This is a genomic window from Citrobacter sp. Cf072, assembly GCF_030334485.1.
Taxonomy (GTDB): domain Bacteria; phylum Pseudomonadota; class Gammaproteobacteria; order Enterobacterales; family Enterobacteriaceae; genus Citrobacter; species Citrobacter freundii.
Genome location: NZ_JAOWDX010000045.1, coordinates 777,587 through 800,569, shown reverse-complemented (window position 1 = coordinate 800,569; position 22,983 = coordinate 777,587). Strand labels below are relative to the sequence as shown.

Annotated in this window: 20 protein-coding genes and 4 tRNA genes (1 of these 24 running past the window's edge); 10 read left to right on the top strand and 14 right to left on the bottom strand. The window is 53.8% G+C overall.

What is annotated here, in order from left to right:
- The 10 genes from OGX66_RS16175 to mltB form a co-directional block, all read right to left on the bottom strand.
- Positions 1 to 57 (bottom strand) — tRNA-Arg (locus OGX66_RS16175) (it extends 67 nt beyond the left edge of the window).
- A 39-nt stretch (positions 58 to 96) separates the two neighbouring features.
- Positions 97 to 173, bottom strand: a tRNA-Arg gene (locus OGX66_RS16170).
- Positions 174 to 263: 90 nt separating this feature from the next.
- Positions 264 to 340, bottom strand: a tRNA-Arg gene (locus OGX66_RS16165).
- A 3-nt stretch (positions 341 to 343) separates the two neighbouring features.
- Positions 344 to 436 (bottom strand) — tRNA-Ser (locus OGX66_RS16160).
- Between the two features lie 336 nt (positions 437 to 772).
- Entirely contained in the window at positions 773 to 958 is a 186-nt protein-coding gene (gene csrA, locus OGX66_RS16155) for a carbon storage regulator CsrA (RefSeq protein WP_000906486.1), read from the bottom strand.
- 237 nt (positions 959 to 1,195) lie between these two features.
- Positions 1,196 to 3,823 carry an alanine--tRNA ligase gene (alaS, locus tag OGX66_RS16150; RefSeq protein WP_016150875.1) on the bottom strand — a complete coding sequence of 876 codons (2,628 nt, stop codon included), beginning with the start codon at positions 3,821 to 3,823 and terminating at the stop codon, positions 1,196 to 1,198.
- Between the two features lie 128 nt (positions 3,824 to 3,951).
- Positions 3,952 to 4,452, bottom strand: a complete 501-nt coding sequence (gene recX, locus OGX66_RS16145; RefSeq protein ID WP_003037326.1) for a recombination regulator RecX — start codon at positions 4,450 to 4,452, stop codon at positions 3,952 to 3,954.
- Between the two features lie 86 nt (positions 4,453 to 4,538).
- Positions 4,539 to 5,603, bottom strand: a complete 1,065-nt coding sequence (gene recA / locus OGX66_RS16140) for a recombinase RecA (RefSeq protein WP_003037330.1) — start codon at positions 5,601 to 5,603, stop codon at positions 4,539 to 4,541.
- A 92-nt stretch (positions 5,604 to 5,695) separates the two neighbouring features.
- Positions 5,696 to 6,193 carry a nicotinamide-nucleotide amidase gene (gene pncC / locus OGX66_RS16135; RefSeq protein ID WP_003037333.1) on the bottom strand — a complete coding sequence of 166 codons (498 nt, stop codon included), beginning with the start codon at positions 6,191 to 6,193 and terminating at the stop codon, positions 5,696 to 5,698.
- A gap of 192 nt (positions 6,194 to 6,385) precedes the next feature.
- The gene (gene mltB, locus OGX66_RS16130) at positions 6,386 to 7,465 is read right to left on the bottom strand and encodes a lytic murein transglycosylase B (RefSeq protein ID WP_003037336.1); all 1,080 of its coding nucleotides are present in this window, start codon (positions 7,463 to 7,465) and stop codon (positions 6,386 to 6,388) included.
- Positions 7,466 to 7,730: 265 nt separating this feature from the next.
- Here mltB and srlA point away from each other — a divergent pair, with 265 nt between their 5' ends.
- The 7 genes from srlA (at position 7,731) to gutQ (ending at position 12,719) form a co-directional block, all read left to right on the top strand.
- Entirely contained in the window at positions 7,731 to 8,294 is a 564-nt protein-coding gene (gene srlA / locus OGX66_RS16125) for a PTS glucitol/sorbitol transporter subunit IIC (RefSeq protein ID WP_003037339.1), read from the top strand.
- Positions 8,291 to 9,262, top strand: coding sequence for a PTS glucitol/sorbitol transporter subunit IIB (gene srlE, locus OGX66_RS16120; protein ID WP_106107627.1), 972 nt, complete (start codon positions 8,291 to 8,293; stop codon positions 9,260 to 9,262). Before srlA ends, srlE begins: the two co-directional genes overlap by 4 nt.
- A 13-nt stretch (positions 9,263 to 9,275) precedes the next feature.
- Positions 9,276 to 9,638, top strand: coding sequence for a PTS glucitol/sorbitol transporter subunit IIA (gene srlB, locus OGX66_RS16115; protein ID WP_003846051.1), 363 nt, complete (start codon positions 9,276 to 9,278; stop codon positions 9,636 to 9,638).
- Positions 9,639 to 9,655: 17 nt separating this feature from the next.
- The gene (gene srlD, locus OGX66_RS16110) at positions 9,656 to 10,435 is read left to right on the top strand and encodes a sorbitol-6-phosphate dehydrogenase (RefSeq protein ID WP_003037345.1); all 780 of its coding nucleotides are present in this window, start codon (positions 9,656 to 9,658) and stop codon (positions 10,433 to 10,435) included.
- Positions 10,436 to 10,490: 55 nt separating this feature from the next.
- Positions 10,491 to 10,850 (top strand): transcriptional regulator GutM, encoded by a 360-nt coding sequence (gene gutM / locus OGX66_RS16105; RefSeq protein ID WP_032949895.1) that lies wholly within the window; start codon positions 10,491 to 10,493, stop codon positions 10,848 to 10,850.
- 137 nt (positions 10,851 to 10,987) lie between these two features.
- On the top strand, positions 10,988 to 11,761 hold the full coding sequence (srlR, locus tag OGX66_RS16100) for a glucitol operon DNA-binding transcriptional repressor SrlR (protein ID WP_003037350.1): 774 nt from the start codon (positions 10,988 to 10,990) through the stop codon (positions 11,759 to 11,761).
- Positions 11,754 to 12,719 carry an arabinose-5-phosphate isomerase GutQ gene (gutQ, locus tag OGX66_RS16095; RefSeq protein WP_003037353.1) on the top strand — a complete coding sequence of 322 codons (966 nt, stop codon included), beginning with the start codon at positions 11,754 to 11,756 and terminating at the stop codon, positions 12,717 to 12,719. Before srlR ends, gutQ begins: the two co-directional genes overlap by 8 nt.
- Here the strand turns inward: gutQ and norR are convergent.
- Entirely contained in the window at positions 12,716 to 14,236 is a 1,521-nt protein-coding gene (gene norR, locus OGX66_RS16090) for a nitric oxide reductase transcriptional regulator NorR (RefSeq protein WP_270922550.1), read from the bottom strand. The two genes, gutQ and norR, sit on opposite strands and share 4 nt — an antisense overlap.
- 188 nt (positions 14,237 to 14,424) lie before the next feature.
- Between norR and norV the strand changes: the two genes are divergently transcribed.
- Together norV and norW are read left to right on the top strand one after the other, a co-directional pair.
- Positions 14,425 to 15,873 (top strand): anaerobic nitric oxide reductase flavorubredoxin, encoded by a 1,449-nt coding sequence (norV, locus tag OGX66_RS16085; protein WP_049002946.1) that lies wholly within the window; start codon positions 14,425 to 14,427, stop codon positions 15,871 to 15,873.
- Positions 15,870 to 17,003 carry an NADH:flavorubredoxin reductase NorW gene (gene norW, locus OGX66_RS16080; protein WP_270922552.1) on the top strand — a complete coding sequence of 378 codons (1,134 nt, stop codon included), beginning with the start codon at positions 15,870 to 15,872 and terminating at the stop codon, positions 17,001 to 17,003. The genes norV and norW overlap by 4 nt, the downstream gene beginning before the upstream one ends.
- A 161-nt stretch (positions 17,004 to 17,164) precedes the next feature.
- Here the strand turns inward: norW and hypF are convergent, their stop codons facing one another.
- The 3 genes from hypF to OGX66_RS16065 form a co-directional block, all read right to left on the bottom strand.
- Positions 17,165 to 19,405, bottom strand: a complete 2,241-nt coding sequence (gene hypF / locus OGX66_RS16075; RefSeq protein WP_213749878.1) for a carbamoyltransferase HypF — start codon at positions 19,403 to 19,405, stop codon at positions 17,165 to 17,167.
- Positions 19,406 to 19,548: 143 nt separating this feature from the next.
- On the bottom strand, positions 19,549 to 20,094 hold the full coding sequence (hydN, locus tag OGX66_RS16070) for an electron transport protein HydN (protein WP_003037366.1): 546 nt from the start codon (positions 20,092 to 20,094) through the stop codon (positions 19,549 to 19,551).
- A gap of 145 nt (positions 20,095 to 20,239) precedes the next feature.
- The gene (locus OGX66_RS16065; RefSeq protein WP_270922553.1) at positions 20,240 to 21,253 is read right to left on the bottom strand and encodes a LacI family DNA-binding transcriptional regulator; all 1,014 of its coding nucleotides are present in this window, start codon (positions 21,251 to 21,253) and stop codon (positions 20,240 to 20,242) included.
- A 264-nt stretch (positions 21,254 to 21,517) separates the two neighbouring features.
- Here OGX66_RS16065 and ascF point away from each other — a divergent pair, with 264 nt between their 5' ends.
- Positions 21,518 to 22,972: a PTS cellobiose/arbutin/salicin transporter subunit IIBC gene (gene ascF / locus OGX66_RS16060; protein WP_003037374.1), complete on the top strand. Its 1,455-nt coding sequence runs from the start codon at positions 21,518 to 21,520 to the stop codon at positions 22,970 to 22,972.
- Positions 22,973 to 22,983 lie beyond the last annotated feature (11 nt).

Here is a 22,983-nt window from a genome sequence, read left to right as displayed (position 1 = left end):
GAACCTCCGACCGCTCGGTTCGTAGCCGAGTACTCTATCCAGCTGAGCTACGGATGCATCGGGAATTGCTGATTACTACTAATACTGCGAAGAAGATGGTGCATCCGGGAGGATTCGAACCTCCGACCGCTCGGTTCGTAGCCGAGTACTCTATCCAGCTGAGCTACGGATGCATCAGGAAAACTTACTTACTGCAGATTTGATATCGCTGCTAAAGTGATATCGATTTCCGTAACAACGCTAATGCGTTATTGCAGAGAAGATGGTGCATCCGGGAGGATTCGAACCTCCGACCGCTCGGTTCGTAGCCGAGTACTCTATCCAGCTGAGCTACGGATGCAAATGGCGGTGAGGCGGGGATTCGAACCCCGGATGCAGCTTTTGACCGCATACTCCCTTAGCAGGGGAGCGCCTTCAGCCTCTCGGCCACCTCACCAACACGCCTCTTGCGAGTGCTTCGAAGAACTTGTTTCTGCTCATCGTCGCTGCGTGGCGCACATATTACTTTCTGGGACTTATAAGTCAAACAATTTTTCCAGAGCTTTTATCGTTTGCACATTTCACGCGCAATTAGTCTGCAAAAACGGCAAAAAGAGTGTTTTATCAACAGATAAATTGGCATTTTCCTGAAGCAGTGAACAAACGGAAACTTCGTCGGGAAAGGCATTACGCCCAGTGGAATCGAAAAAATGGGGAGGACGAAGAAGAAAAGAGAAGAAAAAGGGTAACTCAATCAGGTTGCGCCTCACCAGAAAGGTGAGACGCGAAAACCTTAGTAACTGGACTGCTGGGATTTTTCAGCCTGGATACGCTGGTAGATCTCTTCACGATGGACAGAAACTTCTTTCGGGGCGTTTACGCCAATGCGCACCTGGTTGCCCTTCACCCCTAAAACTGTCACGGTGACCTCATCGCCTATCATGAGGGTCTCACCAACTCGACGAGTCAGAATCAGCATTCTTTGCTCCTTGAAAGATTAAAAGAGTCGGGTCTCTCTGTATCCCGGCATTATCCATCATATAACGCCAAAAAGTAAGCGATGACAAACACCTAAGTGTAAGCAGTCACGGCATCACATTCTGTTAAACCTAAGTTTAGCCGATATACACAACTTCAACCTGACTTTATCATTGTCGATAGCGTTGATTCGCATGCCGTAACTTAGGGTTTCGGCATGCGCTGACGCTTATAGTTATTACAGTTTTGCGCTGACCCAGCCTTTCACACTGGCTAACGCTGCAGGCAGAGCCGCTGCATCCGTACCACCGGCTTGCGCCATGTCCGGACGACCGCCACCCTTACCGCCGACCTGCTGAGCGACCATTCCAACCAGTTCCCCTGCTTTCACGCGATCTGTCACGTCCTTAGACACACCCGCAATCAGAGAAACCTTACCTTCCACTACCGTTGCCAGAACGATAACGGTAGACCCCAGTTGATTTTTCAGATCATCAACCATGGTACGCAACATTTTCGGCTCAACGTCCGCGAGTTCACTGACCAGCAGCTTCACACCGTTGATATCAACCGCTTTGCTGGAAAGATTTGCACTCTCCTGCGCCGCAGCCTGTTCCTTCAATTGCTGCAATTCTTTTTCCAGTTGACGTGTACGCTCCAGCACGGAACGAACTTTGTCAGCGATATTCTGGCTATCGCCTTTCAGCAGCTGCGCAACATCGCTTAAGCGATCGCTCTCAGCATGCACGGTTTGGATAGCGCCTTCACCGGTTACCGCTTCGATACGACGAACGCCTGCCGCAGTACCTGACTCGGACACTATGCGGAACAGACCGATATCACCCGTACGGCTGGCGTGAGTACCGCCACACAGTTCGGTAGAGAAATCACCCATGCTCAGAACGCGCACATGGTCGTCATATTTCTCGCCAAACAGGGCCATTGCGCCTTTGGCTTTTGCCGCTTCGAGATCCATGATGTTCGTTTCAATCGGCAAGTTGCGACGGATTTGCGCATTCACCAGATCTTCAACAGCACGGATTTCAGCAGGCTTCATCGCTTCGGTATGAGAGAAGTCGAAGCGCAGCAGTTTATCGTTAACCAGCGAGCCTTTCTGTGCCACATGTGTGCCCAGAACCTGGCGCAGCGCCGCGTGCATCAGGTGCGTTGCGGAGTGGTTCAGGCGAATACGCGCACGACGCGCTTCATCCACATCAGCCTGTACTGCATCACCAATTTTCAGAGAACCCGCAGACAGCTTGCCAATGTGACCAATGGCCTGGCCATATTTCTGTGTGTCGCTAACGGCAAACGCAAAACCTGCGCCTTTCAGTTCACCCTTATCGCCAACCTGACCACCAGACTCCGCATAGAACGGCGTCTGATCCAGTACGACAACAGCGTCCTGACCTGCGTTAATTGCGTCTACCGCTTTACCATCAACAAACAGCGCGGTGACTTTGCCGTTCAGTTCCAGCTGCTCGTAGCCTTTAAATTCAGAGGCGCCATCAACACGAATCATTGCATTGTAGTCTGCGCCAAAACCGCTGGCTTCACGTGCGCGACGGCGCTGTTCTTCCATTGCAGCTTCAAAGCCAGCTTCATCAACCTTGATGTTACGCTCGCGGCAAACGTCTGCCGTCAGGTCAACCGGGAAACCGTAAGTGTCATACAGACGGAATGCGGTTTCGCCGTCCAGCGTATCGCCAGACAGTTTTGCCAGTTCTTCATCCAGCAGCGCCAGACCACGCTCCAGAGTACGTGCAAACTGCTCTTCTTCGGTTTTCAGAACCTGCTCAACCATAGCCTGCTGACGCTTCAGTTCTTCACCTGCAGAGCCCATGACGTCCACCAACGGACCAACCAGCTTGTAGAAGAAGGTATCCTTCGCGCCCAGCATGTTGCCATGACGTACCGCGCGACGAATGATACGGCGCAACACATAGCCACGGTTTTCATTCGACGGCACAACGCCATCAGCAATCAGGAACGCACAGGAACGGATATGGTCGGCGATAACGCGCAGCGACTTGTTGCTCAGATCGGTCGCGCCGGTGACTTTCGCCACGGACTCAATCAGTGAACGGAACAGGTCGATTTCATAGTTGGAGTTAACGTGTTGCAGCACGGCCGCAATACGCTCCAGACCCATACCGGTATCCACGGACGGTTTCGGCAGCGGTTCCATGGTGCCGTCAGCCTGACGGTTGAACTGCATGAAGACGATGTTCCAAATCTCAATGTAGCGATCGCCATCTTCTTCTGCGCTTCCCGGAGGCCCACCCCAGATATGGTCGCCGTGGTCGTAGAAAATTTCGGTGCATGGACCGCAAGGACCGGTATCACCCATCTGCCAGAAGTTGTCGGAAGCATAAGCCGCACCTTTGTTATCACCGATGCGGATGATACGTTCGCGCGGAATACCGACTTCTTTTTCCCAGATTTCATAGGCTTCATCGTCAGTTTCATAGACGGTGACCCACAGACGCTCTTTTGGCAGGGCAAACCAGTTTTCACCAGTCAGCAGTTCCCATGCATATTGAATAGCATCGTGCTTGAAGTAATCGCCGAAGCTGAAGTTGCCCAGCATTTCGAAGAAAGTGTGGTGACGTGCAGTGTAACCGACGTTTTCCAGGTCATTGTGCTTACCACCCGCACGTACACAACGCTGCGAGGTGGTTGCGCGGGAATAATTACGCTTGTCGAGGCCAAGGAAAACATCCTTGAACTGGTTCATCCCGGCGTTGGTAAACAACAAAGTAGGGTCATTGTTCGGTACCAGGGAGCTGCTGGCAACTACCTGGTGTCCTTTACTATGGAAAAAATCGAGAAACGCCTGACGGATCTCAGCGGTGCTCTTGCTCATAATTATCCTGAAGAAATCAAGCTAACGAAATGTCATTACCAGCATCGGCAAGCAAACTGCGCCTCTGGCAATCGAAAAGTGGGAATAAGATAAGTTTTCTTTACTGGGAAGTAAAATCCCGTATGCGGTCAATCGTCAAAATTTCGCCATATTGCCTGAATATCTTCCATCAGATAGCCGCGATAGAGCAAAAAACGCTGGACCTTTACCTTATCTGAAAAATCGACAGGTAAAGGTTCACCGTACTTCCGAATGGCCTGCTCACGCGCAAGCACTGCCCAGTCAATTTCGCATTCACGCATGGCCCGCTCGATAGCTTCACGCGTGATCCCTTTTTGGTTTAATTCCTGGCGCACCCGGGCAGGTCCATAACCTTTGCGGCTACGGCTGGCGATAAACTGCTGCACGAAGCGATCATCATCCAGATAACGACTTTCAATACACCAGGCGATGACCTTGTCGTAATCCTCCGGCGTGGCATCAATTTCTTCTGGTCCATTTTTCCCCATCACCGGAGCGGCCAGCTTGCGCCGCAGTTCCTGCTCGCTGTGATCGCGCATCGCCAGAATACGTACGGCGCGGTCAAGCAGTCGGGAATAAGCGGAACGGCGGGAAGTTGCTTCTGTCATAGTAAGCCTTCAGAAATGAAAAAGGGCTGCATGATATGCAGCCCTTTACTATATGCGATTCAAAACATGCGATTCAAAACAGATTATCAGAAATCTTCGTTCGTTTCTTTTACGTCTTCGCCGCTGTCATCAACGGAGAAATCAGGCGTTGAATCCTGGTTATTGAGCAGTAGCTCACGTAATTTCTTCTCAATTTCTTTCGCAGTTGCCGGGTTTTCTTTCAGCCAGTTGGTCGCATTCGCTTTACCCTGACCGATTTTCTCACCGTTGTAGCTGTACCATGCACCAGCTTTTTCAATCAGCTTCTCTTTCACGCCCAGGTCAACCAGTTCGCCGTAGAAGTTGATGCCTTCACCGTAAAGGATTTGGAATTCAGCCTGTTTGAACGGCGCTGCAATTTTATTTTTCACAACCTTAACGCGGGTTTCGCTGCCAACCACGTTGTCACCTTCTTTCACCGCACCAATACGACGGATATCCAGACGAACAGACGCATAGAATTTCAGGGCGTTACCACCGGTGGTGGTTTCCGGGTTACCGAACATAACGCCAATCTTCATACGGATCTGGTTGATGAAAATCAGCAGCGTGTTGGACTGCTTCAGGTTACCGGCCAGCTTACGCATCGCCTGGCTCATCATACGCGCCGCAAGGCCCATGTGAGAGTCGCCAATCTCGCCTTCGATTTCTGCCTTCGGCGTCAATGCGGCAACGGAGTCGACAACGATAACGTCAACCGCACCGGAGCGCGCCAGTGCATCACAGATTTCCAGCGCTTGTTCACCGGTATCCGGCTGAGAACACAGCAGGTTATCGATATCAACGCCAAGCTTACGGGCATAGACCGGGTCAAGTGCGTGTTCTGCATCGATAAATGCACAGGTTTTACCTTCACGCTGCGCAGCGGCAATAACCTGCAGGGTCAGCGTTGTTTTACCGGAGGATTCAGGCCCGTAGATTTCGACGATACGGCCCATTGGCAAACCGCCCGCGCCCAATGCGATATCCAGAGAAAGCGAACCGGTGGAGATAGTTTCCACATCCATGGAACGGTCTTCACCCAGGCGCATGATGGAGCCTTTACCGAATTGCTTTTCGATCTGACCCAGCGCTGCCGCCAACGCTTTCTGTTTGTTTTCGTCGATAGCCATTAATTACTCCTGTCATGCCGCTTTCGGGTTAAACCGCGAAACGTGATAGATAATGTTCTGTTGAGGCAATTATACTGTATGCTCATACAGTATCAAGTATTTTGTAGAAATTGTTGCCACAGGGTTTGTAACGCGTAGGCGGTTGCCTGCCGACGGACCGCATCGCGATCGCCGCTAAAGCATTCCCGGCGGGTAATCCCCTCGCCGCTCGCGCTGGCAAAGGCAAACCATACCGTTCCCACAGGTTTTTCTTCGCTACCGCCATCCGGCCCCGCAATACCGCTTATCGAAACAGCAAAATGCGCACGGGCGGCTTTTAACGCGCCTATCGCCATCTCCACCACCACAGGCTCACTCACCGCGCCATGTTGGGCCAGCGTCTCTTCGCGCACGCCAATCATCTGCGCTTTGGCTTCATTGCTGTAGGTCACAAACCCACGTTCAAACCAGGCGGAGCTTCCGGCAATATCCGTAATCGCTTTGGCTACCCAGCCGCCGGTGCAGGATTCCGCCGTCGTCACGGTTGCCCCGCGCGCTTTCAGCGCCAGGCCAACCTGCTCGCTTAACTGCATCAGTTCACTGTCGGTCATTTCAGCCTCTGTCAGTTAAAAAAATATGCCGGACAAGATAGCACTTTCATGACCAATGTGGGGATGGGGAGAACGTTTTACGAGGGGGATTCCAAAAATTGCTCCGTTGCACAAATAAGACCTGCCGGATGGCGATGCCAGGACATCTTATCCGGCCTACCAGAGATATCTTCCGGTAGGCCGGTGGAGCGATTACTGTACGCGCGCCAGCGCCACCGCCTGACCTAACTGCCAGACTGCCATCGCGTAATGCGTGCTGTGGTTATAGCGGGTAATCGTGTAGAAGTTCGGCAGTCCGTACCAGTACTGATAACCCGTGCCAATATCCAGGCGCAGCAGGCTGGCCTGCTGATGATTACCCAACGACTGCTGCGGCGTCAGACCCGCGGCAGCAAGCTGAGAAATGCTGTACTGGGTTTTAAAGCCGTTCGCAAGCCCAGGTGCCTGACCATTTGCCGGAACCGCGACCGTATCGCCTTTCACCCAGCCGTGGCCCTTGAAGTAGTTCGCCACACTACCGATGGCATCAACCGGATCCCACAGGTTAATGTGTCCATCGCCATTGAAATCAACGGCATATTGTTTATAGGAAGACGGCATAAACTGGCCGTATCCCATTGCCCCCGCGAAAGAACCTTTCAAATCGAGCGGATCGTCGCTTTCATCTCGCGCCATCAGCAGGAAGGTTTCAAGCTCACCAGAGAAGTATTCCGCACGACGAGGATAGTTAAACGACAGCGTCGCCAACGCATCCAGAATCCGCGTTTTACCCATCACGCGGCCCCAGCGAGTCTCTACGCCAATAATACCGACAATAATTTCCGGCGGAACTCCGTAGACCTGCCACGCACGGTTCAGCGCATCTTCATATTGATTCCAGAAAGCCACGCCGTTTTGCACGTTGTCAGGTGTGATGAACTGTTTGCGATAGCGCAGCCATGCGCCGTTAGGTCCGGCTGGCGGTTGAGTCGTCGGTGCCTGGCGGTCCATCAAACGCAATACCGAGTCCAGACGCTTGGCCTGCGACAGGATCTCCTGCAGCTGCTGGCGGTCGAAGCCGTGCTTGTTCACCATTTTCTCGATGAACTGCTGCGCGTTCGGATTATTGGCAAAATCGCCGCCCGTTTGCATGACGTTGTGCTGTGGCTCAAGCAGGAAGCCGCCGGATGGCGCACCCGTAGTCGTTTGAGTCTCTGAAGGTTTAGGTTTGCTGCTACAGGCAGCGAGCAGTACGAAAAGGGGGAGTAACGCTACATAACGACGCTTGAACATGAGACATCCATTAAACAAATTCAGCCTGGGAGAAGTATGGTAAAGCATCCTCCGCCATACAAGGAAGCGGTAGTCGCTCTCCTTCACAGAATTTACATCCCCTTTCATCTCTGACCATCACATTTGCGAGCTTTCACGCAAAAACTTTCAAATTAAAATATTTATCTTTTATTTTGAGATCAAAATAACACTTTTATATCTTTCAATCTGATTAAAATCAGCCACCGTTTGGCAAGATAACTAAAAATCCCTACAGGAGAGAATAATGATCGACACCATCACACTCGGTGCTGAGTGGTTTATCGGGCTGTTCCAGAAAGGCGGAGAAGTGTTTACCGGCATGGTGACCGGTATTCTGCCACTGCTGATCAGTCTGCTGGTCATCATGAATGCGCTGATTAACTTTATCGGTCAGCAGCGTATTGAACGTTTTGCCCAGCGTTGCGCCGGAAACCCGCTATCCCGCTATTTGCTACTGCCGTGCATCGGCACATTTGTATTTTGTAACCCAATGACGCTGAGTCTGGGTCGCTTTATGCCAGAAAAATACAAGCCCAGTTACTACGCCGCCGCGTCTTACAGTTGCCATTCCATGAACGGCTTATTCCCGCACATCAACCCCGGCGAACTGTTTGTCTATCTGGGGATCGCCAGCGGACTGACCACGCTGGGGCTTCCGCTTGGCCCACTGGCGGTGAGCTATTTGCTGGTCGGTCTGGTGACCAACTTCTTCCGTGGCTGGGTGACCGATTTCACCACCACTATCTTCGAGAAAAAAATGGGCATTCAACTTGAGCAGAAGGTACATCTGGCGGGAGCAACATCATGACACGTATTCGTATTGAAAAAGGCACCGGCGGCTGGGGTGGCCCGCTTGAACTGGATGCCGTTCCGGGCAAGAAAATTGTCTATATCACCGCAGGAACTCGCCCCGCGATCGTCGACAGGATAGCAAGCCTGACCGGCTGGCAGGCCGTTGATGGCTTCAAAGAGGGCGAGCCGCCGGAGAGCGAAATTGGTGTGGCGATCATCGACTGCGGCGGCACGCTGCGCTGTGGGATCTACCCTAAACGCCGTATACCGACGGTGAATATTCACGCTACGGGTAAATCCGGCCCACTGGCTCAGTACATTGTCGAAGATATCTATGTCTCTGGCGTAAAAGAAGAAAACATTACTGTTGTCGGCGAAGCGTCCGCCACGCCAACGCCCGCAAGCAGCAGCATGGGACGCGATTACGATACCAGCAAAAAGATTACCGAACAAAGCGACGGCCTGTTGGCAAAAGTGGGAATGGGCATGGGTTCAGCCGTTGCGGTTCTGTTCCAGTCCGGGCGCGACACCATCGATACCGTCCTGAAAACTATTTTGCCATTTATGGCGTTCGTCTCGGCACTGATCGGCATCATTATGGCTTCGGGTCTGGGGGACTGGATTGCCCATGGACTTGCACCACTGGCCAGCCATCCGCTGGGACTGGTCACGCTGGCACTGATCTGCTCTTTCCCACTGCTGTCGCCTTTCCTCGGCCCCGGTGCGGTTATCGCCCAGGTTATCGGCGTGCTGATCGGTGTACAGATTGGTCTGGGGAACATTCCTCCACATCTGGCGCTACCTGCCCTGTTCGCTATTAACGCCCAGGCTGCATGCGACTTTATTCCTGTCGGGCTGTCGCTGGCCGAAGCGCGTCAGGACACGGTCCGCGTCGGCGTGCCATCCGTTCTGGTGAGCCGCTTTCTGACCGGCGCGCCAACCGTTCTCATCGCCTGGTTTGTTTCCGGCTTTATTTACCAATAAGAGGCACTCAAAAATGACCGTGATTTATCAAACCACCATCACCCGTATCGGCCAGAGCGCCCCGGATGCATTGTGCGACCAGATGCTGATTACCTTTCGTGAAGGCGCGCCCGCGGATATCGAGGAGTTTTGCTTCATCCATTGCCACGGCGAGCTGAACGGTTCGTTGCAAGCTGGGATCCAGTTTGAACTAGGCCAGCATCACTACCCGGTCACCGCCGTTGGCAGCGTGGCGGAACAAAACTTACGTGAACTCGGGCATATCACTCTGCGCTTTGACGGACTGAGTGAAGCGGAATTCCCCGGTACCGTACACGTTGCAGGTCCCGTACCGGACGGTATCGCGCCGGGCTGTATTTTGAAGTTTGTTGCTTAAGATTGAAGGAGATAAAGATGAATCAGGTTGCCGTTGTCATTGGTGGAGGCCAGACCCTTGGGGCATTCCTTTGCCGTGGGCTTGCGACAGAAGGATACCGCGTCGCGGTGGTGGATATTCAAAGCGATAAAGCCGCCAACGTGGCGCAAGAAATTAACGCCGAGTTTGGCGAAGGCACCGCCTACGGTTTTGGCGCAGATGCCACCAGCGAACAGAGCGTGCTGGCGCTGTCGCGCGGAGTGGATGAAATATTCGGTCGTGTTGATCTGCTGGTTTACAGCGCGGGTATCGCTAAAGCAGCGTTTATCAGCGACTTTCAGCTTGGGGATTTCGACCGCTCGCTGCAGGTCAATCTGGTTGGCTACTTCCTCTGTGCACGTGAATTCTCACGCCTGATGATCCGCGATGGTGTGCAGGGACGCATTATCCAGATCAACTCCAAATCAGGGAAAGTGGGCAGCAAACACAATTCAGGCTACAGTGCGGCAAAATTTGGCGGCGTGGGCTTAACCCAGTCACTGGCGCTGGATCTGGCGGAATACGGCATTACCGTGCATTCACTGATGCTCGGCAATCTGTTGAAATCACCGATGTTCCAGTCGTTATTACCGCAATATGCAACCAAACTTGGCCTTAAGCCAGATGAAGTTGAGCAGTACTACATTGATAAGGTTCCGCTTAAGCGCGGCTGCGATTATCAGGACGTGCTAAACATGCTGCTGTTTTACGCCAGTCCGAAAGCCTCTTACTGTACCGGGCAGTCCATCAACGTCACCGGCGGTCAGGTGATGTTTTAATGTTGAATTGCCGGATGGCGTCTGCGCTTATCCGGCAAAATCAAAGGAGTACGTAATGGTTTCCGCACTGATTACCGTCGCCGCTATCGCCTGGTGCCTGCAACTGGCGCTTGGTGGCTGGCAAATATCCCGCTTTAACCGGGCGTTTGATAGGCTTTGCCAACAGGGTCGGGTTGGTGTTGGTCGCTCCGGTGGGCGTTTTAAACCGCGCGTGGTAGTGGCCATCGCGCTGAATGAGCAGCAGCGGGTGACCGACACGTTATTTATGAAAGGTCTTACAGTATTCGCCAGACCCGGCAAAATTGCCACGATAACCGGCAAACATATTGATGATTTACAGCCTGATGTGATCTTTCCCCATGATCCGTTAGCGCAGAATGCACTATCATTGGCGCTTAAACTGAAACATGGGTAATTTCGTTGTGAATGCTAATAGCTTGCGAAATTATCATTTTTCAACCTATACCCCAAATAATTCGAGTTGCAGGAAGACCAACGCACATGCAGCTTGAAGTATGACGGGTAAATACATAAGTCAGGGTAATCACGCCTATGAAACCTCGTCAGCGTCAGGCTGCCATATTGGAGCACCTGCAAAAGCAGGGAAAATGCTCGGTTGAAGAACTGGCCCACTACTTTGACACGACTGGCACGACCATTCGCAAAGACCTGGTCATTCTGGAGAACGCCGGAACCGTCATTCGTACCTATGGCGGCGTGGTATTAAATAAAGACGAATCCGATCCGCCAATCGATCACAAAACGCTAATTAATACGCATAAAAAAGAGCAGATTGCCGAAGCTGCCGTCCGTTTTATACACGATGGCGACTCTATTATTCTGGATGCAGGCAGCACCGTACTGCAGATGGTGCCGATGCTCACGCGCTTTAGCAATATCACCGTCATGACCAACAGTCTGCACATTGTTAACGCTCTTTCGGAACTGGACAACGAGCAAACCATCCTGATGCCGGGCGGGACCTTTCGCAAAAAATCTGCGTCATTTCACGGTCAGCTGGCAGAAAACGCCTTTGAGCAGTTCAGCTTTGATAAACTCTTCATGGGCACCGACGGCATTGACCTCAATGCCGGCGTGACCACTTTTAATGAGGTGTTTAGCGTCAGTAAAGCGATGTGTAATGCCGCTCGCGAAGTGATTCTGATGGCTGACTCGTCAAAATTTGGGCGCAAAAGTCCTAATGTTGTATGCAGTCTGGAAAGCGTCGACAAGCTGATTACCGATGCAGGTATCGACCCTGCATTTCGTCAGGCGCTGGAAGCAAAAGGGATTGAAGTGATCATAACCGGAGAAACCAATGAGTGATGCACTACTGAACGCGGGCCGTCAGACGTTAATGCTGGAACTACAGGAAGCCAGCCGTTTGCCTGAGCGACTGGGCGATGATTTTGTCCGCGCCGCCAATACTATCATCCACTGTGAAGGCAAAGTCATTGTCTCCGGTATTGGTAAATCAGGTCATATTGGCAAAAAAATTGCGGCGACCCTCGCCAGTACCGGCACGCCTGCCTTTTTTGTGCATCCGGCGGAAGCGCTGCACGGTGACTTAGGGATGATCGAAAGCCGTGATGTCATGCTGTTTATCTCCTACTCCGGCGGTGCGAAAGAGCTGGATCTCATCATTCCGCGCCTGGAAGACAAATCCGTCGCCCTGCTGGCAATGACCGGAAAACCGACCTCACCGTTGGGCCTGGCCGCCAAAGCCGTGCTGGATATTTCCGTTGAGCGCGAAGCCTGTCCGATGCGCCTGGCACCGACGTCCAGTACCGTAAATACGTTGATGATGGGCGATGCGCTGGCAATCGCCGTAATGCAGGCGCGCGGCTTTAACGAGGAAGATTTTGCCCGCTCGCATCCGGCAGGTGCGCTGGGCGCTCGTCTGTTAAATAAAGTGCATCATCTGATGCGCCGTGACGATGCCATCCCGCAGGTGACGCTTACCACCAGCGTCATGGACGCGATGCTGGAGCTCAGCCGCACGGGTCTTGGCCTGGTCGCGGTCTGCGACGACCAGTCACTGGTGAAAGGGGTCTTTACCGACGGCGACCTGCGCCGCTGGCTGGTTGGCGGCGGAGCGCTCACCACTCAGGTTAGCGAAGCAATGACCCAGAATGGCATTACGCTGCAGGCGCAGAGCCGCGCGATTGACGCCAAAGAGATCCTGATGAAGCGCAAAATCACTGCCGCCCCGGTGGTCGATGAAAACGGTAAACTCACCGGTGCTATCAACCTGCAGGATTTCTATCAGGCCGGTATTATCTAATCCTTCAACCCCAGACGCTTCGCCAGCCGGTGCAGGTTGGCGACGTCTGTTTCCAGCGCCCGCGCACTTGCCGCCCAACTATGGTTATTTTGTGCCAGCGCCCGGCGGATCATCTCCCGCTGGAACGACTCTGTTGCTTCACGCAGGTTGTGATGCTGTGGGACCTCCGCAACAACTTCCGCCGCCGGTGTTACTGGCGCTTCATCCTGCAGGGCAAAATGCTGCGCCTCCAGCACCACTTCATCCCCTGCCCTGGTCGCCCTTGCCAGAACGACCGCCCGGTGAATGGCATGTTCCAGTTCACGCACATTCCCGGGCCAGGCGTAGCTCAACAGATGACTACGCGCACCGGGGCTTAACACCACGCGGGACAGTCCCAGCCGCAGCCGACATTGCTCGCAAAAATAACCTGCCAGCAGCACCACGTCTTCGCCGCGTTCACGAAGAGGCGGTACCGAAAGGGGAAAGACGCTCAGCCGGTGGAACAAATCCGCACGGAAATTCCCGGCCAACACCTCTTCGCGTAAATCACGGTTCGTCGCCGCCAGCACTCGCACATCCACGCGCAAGCTGCGATCGTCACCCACGCGCTGAATATCACCGTACTGCAATACGCGCAGCAGCTTAGCCTGTAGCGCCAGCGAGAGTTCGCCTATCTCGTCGAGAAATAGCGTCCCATTGTCGGCCATTTCAAACTTACCGCTACGATTGCTGATAGCCCCGGTAAACGCGCCTTTTACGTGACCAAACAGTTCGCTTTCGGCAACGCTTTCCGGCAACGCCGCGCAGTTCAGATACACCAGTGGATTCACCGCGCGCGGTGAACCTTCATGGATAGCTTTAGCCACCAGCTCCTTCCCGGTCCCTGTTTCGCCGCTAATCAGCACGTTGAGATCGGACCCCGCCACAATCTCAATCTCTTTTTTCAACTGCATCATATTGGGCGACAGGCCAATCATCTGGGTTTCCGTCACCTGCTCGAAAGCCGTCGACGAACCTGGCAGCATATTCTGGCTTTCCAGCTGTTCAATCAGCAACGCATTGCTCAATGCGCCAGCCGCCAGCGCGGCAATCAGCCTAAGCTCCTCATCGCTGAAAACATCGAACTGATCGGGCTCCATGCCATCCAGGGTTAACGCACCAATCAAATTTTGACCGGCGAACAATGGCAGTCCAATACAGGCATGCACCTTCAGACTCTCCTGCCCCGGAATCAGACCATCATACGGGTCTGGCAAATCGCTGTCGGCAGGGAAACGAACCACGTCCCCGGCGCGGGCAATCGCCTCCAGACGCGGATGCCCTTCCAGAGTAAAGCGTCTGCCGAGAACATCCTGCGCCAGCCCATCGATCGCCAGCGGAATAAACTGTCGCGACTCGTAGCGCAGCAGTGCCGACGCGTCGCACTCCAGCACCTGACGCAAGGTGGTTATCAGTCGTTGAAAACGGTCCTGATGCCCAATACCGCTTTGTAATTCAATGGCGATGCCCGCCAGCACGTCTACGGAAAAGCTCATGGCTACCTCATTGTCATTTTGACAATTCATATTGTCATATTGACAATAAAACATATAGTCATTTTGACTACCACCTTATAGGTGGTAAGACAACTAATCCTTTAAAATCAAATAAATAAAAAGTTGGCACGCAACCTGCAATTAGCAAAACATCTTTTTTGAAAAACGCTGAATTAATTGAGGTTGTTATGTCTATTCTGGTTAAAAATAACATTCATTGGGTTGGCCAACGTGACTGGGAAGTGCGTGATTTCCACGGAACTGAATACAAAACGCTGCGCGGCAGCAGCTACAACAGCTATCTCATCCGTGAAGAAAAAAATGTCCTGATCGATACAGTAGACCACAAGTTTAGCCGTGAATTCGTGCAGAACCTGCGCAGTGAAATTGACCTCGCGGATATCGACTACATCATCATTAACCACGCTGAAGAAGACCATGCCGGGGCGCTGACCGAGCTGATGTCCTGCATCCCGGACACGCCGATTTACTGCACCGCCAACGCTATTGACTCTATCAACGGGCACCACCATCACCCGGAATGGAACTTTAACGTAGTGAAAACCGGTGACAGCCTGGACATCGGTAACGGCAAGCAGCTGATCTTCGTTGAAACGCCGATGCTGCACTGGCCGGACAGTATGATGACCTACATGACCGGCGATGCGGTGCTGTTCAGTAACGACGCTTTCGGTCAGCACTACTGCGACGAACGTCTGTTTAACGACGAAGTTGACCAGACTGAACTGTTCGAACAGTGCCAGCGTTACTACGCCAACATCCTGACGCCATTCAGCCGTCTGGTTACACCGAAAATTACTGAGATCCTCGGCTTCAACCTGCCGGTCGATATGATTGCCACTTCCCATGGCGTGGTATGGCGCGACAACCCGACACAAATCGTTGAGCTGTACCTGAAATGGGCGGCGGATTATCAGGAAGACCGCATCACCATTTTCTACGACACCATGTCCAACAACACCCGCATGATGGCGGACGCGATTGCCCAGGGCATCAACGAAGTCGACCCGAATGTAGCTGTAAAAATCTTTAACGTCGCCCGTAGCGACAAAAACGAAGTTTTGACCAACGTCTTCCGCTCTAAAGGCGTGCTTGTCGGGACTTCCACAATGAACAACGTGATGATGCCGAAAATTGCCGGTCTGGTGGAAGAGATGACTGGCCTGCGTTTTCGTAACAAGCGTGCCAGCGCCTTTGGCTCGCACGGCTGGAGCGGCGGTGCAGTAGACCGTTTGTCCACGCGTTTGCAGGATGCAGGTTTCGAGATGTCACTGAGCCTGAAAGCGAAATGGCGTCCGGACCTGGATGCACTGGAACTGTGCCGCCAGCACGGCCGTGAAATCGCGCGTCAGTGGGCGCTGGCTCCATTGCCGGAAACAACCGTGAAAGCCATCGCCCAGGAAGAAGCCTGTGCGTGTGCCGCTGCGGCTGCGGCCGATCTTGGTCCAAGCATGCAGTGCAGCGTGTGCCAGTGGATTTACGATCCGGCGAAAGGCGAACCGTTGCAGGACGTTGCACCGGGTACGCCATGGAGCGAAGTTCCGGACAACTTCCTGTGCCCGGAATGCTCACTAGGTAAAGACGTCTTCGACGTACTGGCAACGGAGGCAAAATGAGTCACGGCATTGTCATCATTGGTTCGGGCTTCGCCGCCCGCCAGTTAGTCAAAAATATCCGTAAGCAGGATGCGAATGTTCCGCTGACCTTGATTGCCGCGGACAGCATGGATGAGTACAACAAGCCCGATCTCAGCCATGTTATCAGTCAGTCACAGCGTGCAGACGACCTCACCCGCCAGTCGGCGGGGGAGTTTGCCGAACAGTTTAATTTGCGCCTGTTTCCACATACCTGGGTAACCGATATCGACGCCGATGCCCACGTAGTGAAAAGTCAGGACAAGCAGTGGCAGTACGACAAGCTAGTGCTGGCGACGGGCGCTTCAGCCTTTGTACCGCCGGTTACCGGACGTGAGTTAATGCTCACGTTAAACAGCCAACAAGAGTATCGCGCTTGTGAAACGCAGCTGCGTGACGCCCAGCGGGTGCTGATTGTCGGCGGCGGGTTGATTGGTAGTGAACTGGCGATGGATTTTTGTCGTGCCGGTAAAGCGGTAACGCTTATCGAAAACGCCGCCAGCATTCTGGCTTCGCTGATGCCGCCGGAAGTCAGCAGTCGCTTACAGCATCGTCTGACCGATATGGGCGTACACCTGCTGCTGAAATCACAGCTCCAGAGTCTGGAGAAAATCAGCACCGGTATTCGCGCCACGCTCGATCGTAGCCGCAACGTAGAAATCGATGCGGTGATTGCCGCCACCGGCCTGCGCCCGGAAACCGCACTGGCGCGTCGCGCCGGATTGAACATCAATCGTGGCGTCTGCGTCGACAGCTACCTGCAAACCAGCCACCCGGACATTTATGCTCTCGGCGACTGTGCGGAGATTAACGGTCAGGTGCTCCCGTTCCTGCAGCCGATTCAGCTGAGCGCCATGTATCTGGCGAAAAACATGCTCGGCGGCAATACGCCATTGAAACTGCCAGCCATGCTGGTAAAAGTCAAAACGCCAGAACTGCCTTTACATTTGGCCGGGGAAACCCAGCGCCGCGATCTGAACTGGCACATCGCCGCCGAAGCACAGGGGATGGTCGCAAGAGGGATGAACGACGAAGGCCAGCTGTGTGCGTTTGTCGTCAGTGAAGACCGCATGAAAGAGGCCTTTGCGCTGCTGAAAACGTTACCCGTGTAAGTCTGTGATGCCGGATAGCGCCGCTTCGCGTCTTATCCGGCCTACGACTTTGCCCGGCAACGCTGCTACTGATTTATTAACCTCACGCACATGGATGTGCGTTGCCACTTGTCGGTATGCCCCGACATGTTTTTCTTGCCCCGCCAGTCCCGGGGCTTTTTTTATTTTTGCGTCAACACCCGCGCCGCGGCAATCACGCCCTGTCCCAATGACAACCCGCCGTCGCCCGCCGGTAAACGCTGCGGGAACAGTAAGGTAAAATCGCGCAGATAAAACGCCAGACGGGCCGACAATAAGCGGTTATGCATCACGCCACCGCTGAATACTAACGTTTTAATTCCGCGCGCTTCGGCCTGCTCACGCATCAGCGTGGCAAAACCACACGCCAGCGCGTCGTGAAACGCCCACGCTCTTTCTGCAGGGTCGGTCTGCCAGGTCAGCCATTGCTGCCAAAAAATTGCTAAGTCCAGTTGATTGCCATTAAGCGGCACCGTAACAGGGTGATCAACACCGGCACACTGCGATGCCAGCGCCTCCAGCGCACAGGCCGCCTCACCTTCATAACTCAACGATTCCGGCGCACAATGCAACGCGGCGGCAACCGCGTCAAACAAGCGCCCACACGACGATGCCAGCGGGGCATTGATTCCCCGCTCGATGGCGCGCGCCAGTACGTTCCAGTTTTGATGCTGTAGCCCCGATGTTTCTGGGTAACGCTGCCAGTCAGGAACAAAACGCAGGCACTGCACGAGCAGATTGCGCCATGGCTGTTTTGCCGCTAAATCGCCGCCCGCCAGCGCTACCGCCGGTAAGCCGCCAAGGTGTTCGTATTCACGATAGTTGACCCGCAGACATTCGCCGCCCCACAGCTCGCCATTTTCCCCCATGCCGATACCGTCCAGCGTCAGAGCAATCACATCGCCGCCATCGAGCGGCCAACCGTGCTCGGCAAGACATGCAGCGGCATGAGCATGGTGATGCAATACCGTTTCGGTTGGCAGATTCATTTCGCTGGCCCACTGGCTGGAAACATAGCCAGGGTGGGCATCATGCACGATACGCTGTGGCGTAAAATCATAAATATTCTGGATCAGGCGTAGCGCATCACGCCACTGCTGCTGAATGCCGTCATCGCTGAGATCGCCTAAATGCTGGCTGATAACCGCCTGTTCGCCACGCACCAGGCAGAAGGTATTTTTCAGATCCGCGCCTAAGCACAGCATCGGTGGCACGTCGCGAAATCCTGGCGGCAGCGCGACCGCATCCGGCACGTAACCCCGGGAACGACGCAGCATTTCCCCACTGTCACGCACCACGGAGTCATCCATCCGCTGCACAATTTCGCGGTTATGCAGCAGGAAACCATCAGCAATCGCACTTAAATCTTCCAGCGCCTGGGCGTTGGTAATGGCCGGAGGCCTGCCGCTGAGGTTGCCGGAGGTCATCACCAGTGGACAATTCATCTCTTGTAAGAGCAAATGCTGCAACGGATTCGCGGGCAGCATAACTCCAACCTCCGTTAACCCTGGCGCAATGCCCTCGCTCAATGCAGCGACATAGCGTTTCTGCACCAGCACGATCGGCGCAGCAGGTGTAGTCAGCAAACGACGAGCAGGTTCGGGCAGTCCGTCATCACCTGGCAGCATTACCGCCAGCGGTTTCGCCGGACGGTGTTTACGCAGCCTGAGCAGCGCGACAGCGTCATCATTGCGCGCATCGCACACCAGATGAAACCCACCAATGCCTTTAACTGCCACAATACCGCCTGCTTTCAGTCGCGATACCGCCGCCTGCAGCGCCTCTTCTTTCACTGCCCGCTCATCCGTGCTGAGCCACTCAAGATGAGGGCCGCACGCCGGACAGGCAACGGGCTGGGCATGGAAGCGACGATCATACGGGTCACGATACTCTTTGTCGCATTGCGCACAGAGTGGGAACGACGCCATCACGGTGAACGGGCGGTCATAGGGCATGGCGCGGATAATCGTAAAGCGTGGACCACAGTGGGTGCAGTTGATAAAGGGGTATCGGTAGCGACGTTCGCCGGGGGTGTTCATTTCAACAAGGCATTCGGGACAGGTCGCGGCATCCGGAACGATTTGCGTATTCATCGTACCGCCAGCACTTTGACGAATCGAGAAATCGGCAGGTTGCTGCGTCCAGGCGAATGCTTCGCTCTCAACGCTGTCAATGCGCGCCAGCGGTGGGCAGTGTTGATGTAACTGCGCAATAAATACCGCCGGATCTTCCTGTAAGCGCACAACCACACCGTCACCGTCGTTACACACATCGCCATGCAGTTGTAACCGCTGCGCCAGTTGCCAGACGTAGGGGCGAAATCCGACGCCCTGTACTTTGCCGCGAATACGCAACTGTACGCCGGAGTGGTTGTTTATTGTCATTAGATTATTCCCGCAGTCATCAATCCCGGTTAGCCTGATGGCGCGATGCTTATCAGGCCTACGGGGATGCGAACAGTAGGCCGGATAAGGCGAAGCCGCCATCCGGCATAAGTACTACCGTATTTTACGCGGATTTTCAGATATCAGAACAGCAAAGATGCGGTGGAATCCAGCGCCGCGCGACGGCGTTTTTCCGCGCTAAGTTGCTCAAGCTTATTGCGATCTACATAAATCAGCGCGTGAGTCGGGCACACTTCCATACAGGCAGGACCGGCCTCGCGATGGTGGCACAGGTCGCACTTATTGGCTTCAGCTTTTTCTGCACGGACGTTCAGACCCGCGCCGCTGTTACGCACAACCGGACGCACGACCACTTCCATTGCGCCGTAAGGACAAGCCACAACGCAAGTTTTACAGCCAATGCAGCGTTCCTGCATTACGTGAACAAAACCTTTATCACGGCTGATCGCACCGTTCGGGCAGACGTTAGCGCACGGCGCGTCTTCACACTGGCGGCACAGCGTCGCCGTGGAGACATTAACGCCTTTGATGACGTGAATGCGGGGTAAAAAAGTTTCAGGGGTCAGCGATGCGCAGTCCTGGTTATCCTGATGGGATACCACGCAGGCCACTTCACAGGTACGGCAACCAATGCATTTATTGGCGTCTGCAATGATGAAACGGTTCATCAATTTCTCCAGCAATGACAGAATATCTGCCGAAGCATTCACAAATCGTGCCAGAATTCAATTTGCTGTTATTAAAGGAATTTTATTTTGAAGAACGCAAGAAGGGCGTGTCATCGTCACTAGTGACGATGACAAATGACAGCCGTCAGCGCGAAGCGGGCGGCGCAACTGAGTCGCGCTGGATGAGTTCACCGGTGAAGGTCTTTGGCGGCCTAAACGCCCCGTCACCCAACATAAAGATCAGACGCCCAATCGTTTCCTGAATCATTTCTGTTACCGGAATTTTAACGCTGGAAAGCGCCGGAATAGTGTATGGCGCGAGGGCGATATCATCAAAGCCAATCACCGACACCTGTGCGGGAACGCTCACGCCTTGCTCGTGCAACTGCTTCATCGCGCCGATCGCCATATCGTCATTACTGGCCACCAGCGCGGTAAAATTGACATTGCGCGAAAGCAAAGTATCCACACCCGCTGCGCCGCAGGCTGGCGTCCATTTCCCTTTAACAATCAGATCATTATTTAGCGCGATACCATGATGTGCCAGCGCGTCTTTATAACCTGAAAGTCGCTCCAAGCCTGTTGGAGAATCCATCGAGCCGGTAATAAAACCAATCTCTTTATGCCCGGCGGCAATGAGCTGAGTAACGGCGTTAAAGCTGGTCTGCTTTTGATCACACCATACGCTGTGGCTACTGTTTTTCCGCAGGCGTCGATTAAGCACCATAATCGGCTGGCTGTGGGCATCGATGATATCGTCTATCTCATCCACGCTGAGAAAACGCGGATAAATCATAATCGCGTCACAGCGCAGGTCGAGCAGGTACTGGATCGCCTGGCGCTCTTCCTCAGCGCTGTGCTTACCGTCAGCCAGTAACAGCTGGCGTCCTTTATCTTCCGCCATCCGCGCGGTATGAAACAGCAGCTCGCTGAAATAGACTCCGTGATAAAGGGTATTTGTTACCACCAGGCCCAGCGTCTGCGTGGTTTTCACCGCCAGACTGCGCGCCAGCAAGTTTGGGCGGTAACCACTCTCTTCAATGGCCTGAAACACGCGGTCTTTGGTCTCCTGGCTGACGTAGCCGTTCCCGGAAAGCACCCGGGAAACTGTCGCTTTCGACACCCCGGCACGTTTCGCCACCTCCAGCATCGTGGTCATATTACTCATCCCTATTCTCTCAATGTGACGCAGTGTACTGCACCGTTTCGCCGCTGTCCTTGCTGCTAAATCGCAGACGCTGACATCTGGTGATCGTAGTCACAATTACAAAAAATGATCAAAATTAAATCTTGCTCATTACTAATATTTTAAACATGATTTTGTGGAACCGGTTTCCTATCTGCGTTTCATAACCCAGAAAAGCGACCCAACGTAAACGGATAAAACATAACGTATCCTACTGATAAAACAGGATTAAATCCGATGTCCAAGAATTATGCAGCGCTGGCGCGCTCCGTTGTGACGGCTCTGGGAGGCGTCGACAACATCACAGCAGTGACCCACTGTATGACCCGTTTGCGTTTCGTTATCAAAGATGACTCGCAGGTCGACAGCGCGACGCTGAAGACGCTTTCTGGCGTACTTGGCGTGGTGCGTAGCGATAACCAGTGCCAGGTGATCATCGGCAACACCGTTTCGCAGGCGTATCGCGAAGTGGTCAGCCTGTTGCCTGCCAATATGCAGCCTGCTGAGCCGCAAACCAAACCCCGACTGACGCTGAAGCGGATTGGCGCGGGGATCCTCGACGCGCTGATCGGCACCATGTCGCCGTTGATCCCGGCAATTATCGGCGGATCAATGCTCAAACTGCTGGCAATGATCCTCGAAATGACCGGCGTGCTGGAGAAAGGATCGTCCACGCTCACCATTCTGACCGTTATCGGTGACGGCGCATTTTTCTTCCTGCCGCTGATGGTCGCCGCGTCGGCCGCTATCAAATTCAAAACCAACATGTCGCTGGCAATCGCCATCGCGGGCGTACTGGTGCATCCCAGCTTCATCGATCTGATGGCGAAGGCTGCGCAGGGTGAGCACGTTGAGTTTGCCCTAATCCCGGTGACAGCAGTGAAATACACCTACACGGTGATCCCGGCGCTGGTGATGACCTGGTGCCTGTCATACATCGAACGTTGGGTCGATCGCATCACTCCGGCGGTAACCAAAAACTTCCTTAAACCAATGCTAATCGTGCTGATCGCCGCGCCGCTCGCCATTGTCATCATTGGCCCGATCGGTATCTGGATCGGTAGCGCAATTTCAGCGCTGGTCTATACCATTCACGGCTATCTCGGCTGGCTGTCGGTGGCCATTATGGGCGCACTGTGGCCGCTGCTGGTAATGACCGGTATGCACCGTGTCTTTACGCCAACCATTATTCAGACCATTGCCGAAACCGGAAAAGAAGGCATGGTGATGCCGTCAGAAATCGGCGCCAACTTGTCGTTAGGTGGTTCATCGCTGGCAGTAGCATGGAAAACCAAAAACCCGGAACTGCGTCAGACGGCGTTAGCGGCAGCCGCCTCCGCCATCATGGCGGGGATTTCCGAACCTGCGCTGTATGGCGTAGCGATCCGCCTGAAACGACCACTGATTGCGAGTCTTATCAGCGGTTTTATCTGCGGTGCCGTTGCAGGAATGGCCGGACTTGCAAGCCACTCCATGGCAGCTCCTGGCCTGTTCACCAGCGTCCAGTTTTTCGATCCGGCCAATCCGATGACTATCGTTTGGGTATTTGGCGTGATGGCGCTGGCGGTAGTGCTTTCCTTTGTATTAACGCTGATTCTCGGCTTTGAAGATATCCCTGTCGAAGATGCAGCCGCGCAGGCAAGAAAAAACCAGGCCGCACAACCGGGCAATATCAATGGAGCCAGCATTTGACTGGTATGAAC

Bases quoted from the DNA above. Each gene is read 5' to 3' on its own strand.
- csrA (WP_000906486.1), bottom strand. From the start codon at position 958: ATGCTGATTCTGACTCGTCGAGTTGGTGAGACCCTCATGATAGGCGAT.
- alaS (WP_016150875.1), bottom strand. From the start codon at position 3,823: ATGAGCAAGAGCACCGCTGAGATCCGTCAGGCGTTTCTCGATTTTTTC.
- recX (WP_003037326.1), bottom strand. From the start codon at position 4,452: ATGACAGAAGCAACTTCCCGCCGTTCCGCTTATTCCCGACTGCTTGAC.
- recA (WP_003037330.1), bottom strand. From the start codon at position 5,603: ATGGCTATCGACGAAAACAAACAGAAAGCGTTGGCGGCAGCGCTGGGT.
- pncC (WP_003037333.1), bottom strand. From the start codon at position 6,193: ATGACCGACAGTGAACTGATGCAGTTAAGCGAGCAGGTTGGCCTGGCG.
- mltB (WP_003037336.1), bottom strand. From the start codon at position 7,465: ATGTTCAAGCGTCGTTATGTAGCGTTACTCCCCCTTTTCGTACTGCTC.
- srlA (WP_003037339.1), top strand. From the start codon at position 7,731: ATGATCGACACCATCACACTCGGTGCTGAGTGGTTTATCGGGCTGTTC.
- srlE (WP_106107627.1), top strand. From the start codon at position 8,291: ATGACACGTATTCGTATTGAAAAAGGCACCGGCGGCTGGGGTGGCCCG.
- srlB (WP_003846051.1), top strand. From the start codon at position 9,276: ATGACCGTGATTTATCAAACCACCATCACCCGTATCGGCCAGAGCGCC.
- srlD (WP_003037345.1), top strand. From the start codon at position 9,656: ATGAATCAGGTTGCCGTTGTCATTGGTGGAGGCCAGACCCTTGGGGCA.
- gutM (WP_032949895.1), top strand. From the start codon at position 10,491: ATGGTTTCCGCACTGATTACCGTCGCCGCTATCGCCTGGTGCCTGCAA.
- srlR (WP_003037350.1), top strand. From the start codon at position 10,988: ATGAAACCTCGTCAGCGTCAGGCTGCCATATTGGAGCACCTGCAAAAG.
- gutQ (WP_003037353.1), top strand. From the start codon at position 11,754: ATGAGTGATGCACTACTGAACGCGGGCCGTCAGACGTTAATGCTGGAA.
- norR (WP_270922550.1), bottom strand. From the start codon at position 14,236: ATGAGCTTTTCCGTAGACGTGCTGGCGGGCATCGCCATTGAATTACAA.
- norV (WP_049002946.1), top strand. From the start codon at position 14,425: ATGTCTATTCTGGTTAAAAATAACATTCATTGGGTTGGCCAACGTGAC.
- norW (WP_270922552.1), top strand. From the start codon at position 15,870: ATGAGTCACGGCATTGTCATCATTGGTTCGGGCTTCGCCGCCCGCCAG.
- hypF (WP_213749878.1), bottom strand. From the start codon at position 19,405: ATGACAATAAACAACCACTCCGGCGTACAGTTGCGTATTCGCGGCAAA.
- hydN (WP_003037366.1), bottom strand. From the start codon at position 20,094: ATGAACCGTTTCATCATTGCAGACGCCAATAAATGCATTGGTTGCCGT.
- OGX66_RS16065 (WP_270922553.1), bottom strand. From the start codon at position 21,253: ATGACCACGATGCTGGAGGTGGCGAAACGTGCCGGGGTGTCGAAAGCG.
- ascF (WP_003037374.1), top strand. From the start codon at position 21,518: ATGTCCAAGAATTATGCAGCGCTGGCGCGCTCCGTTGTGACGGCTCTG.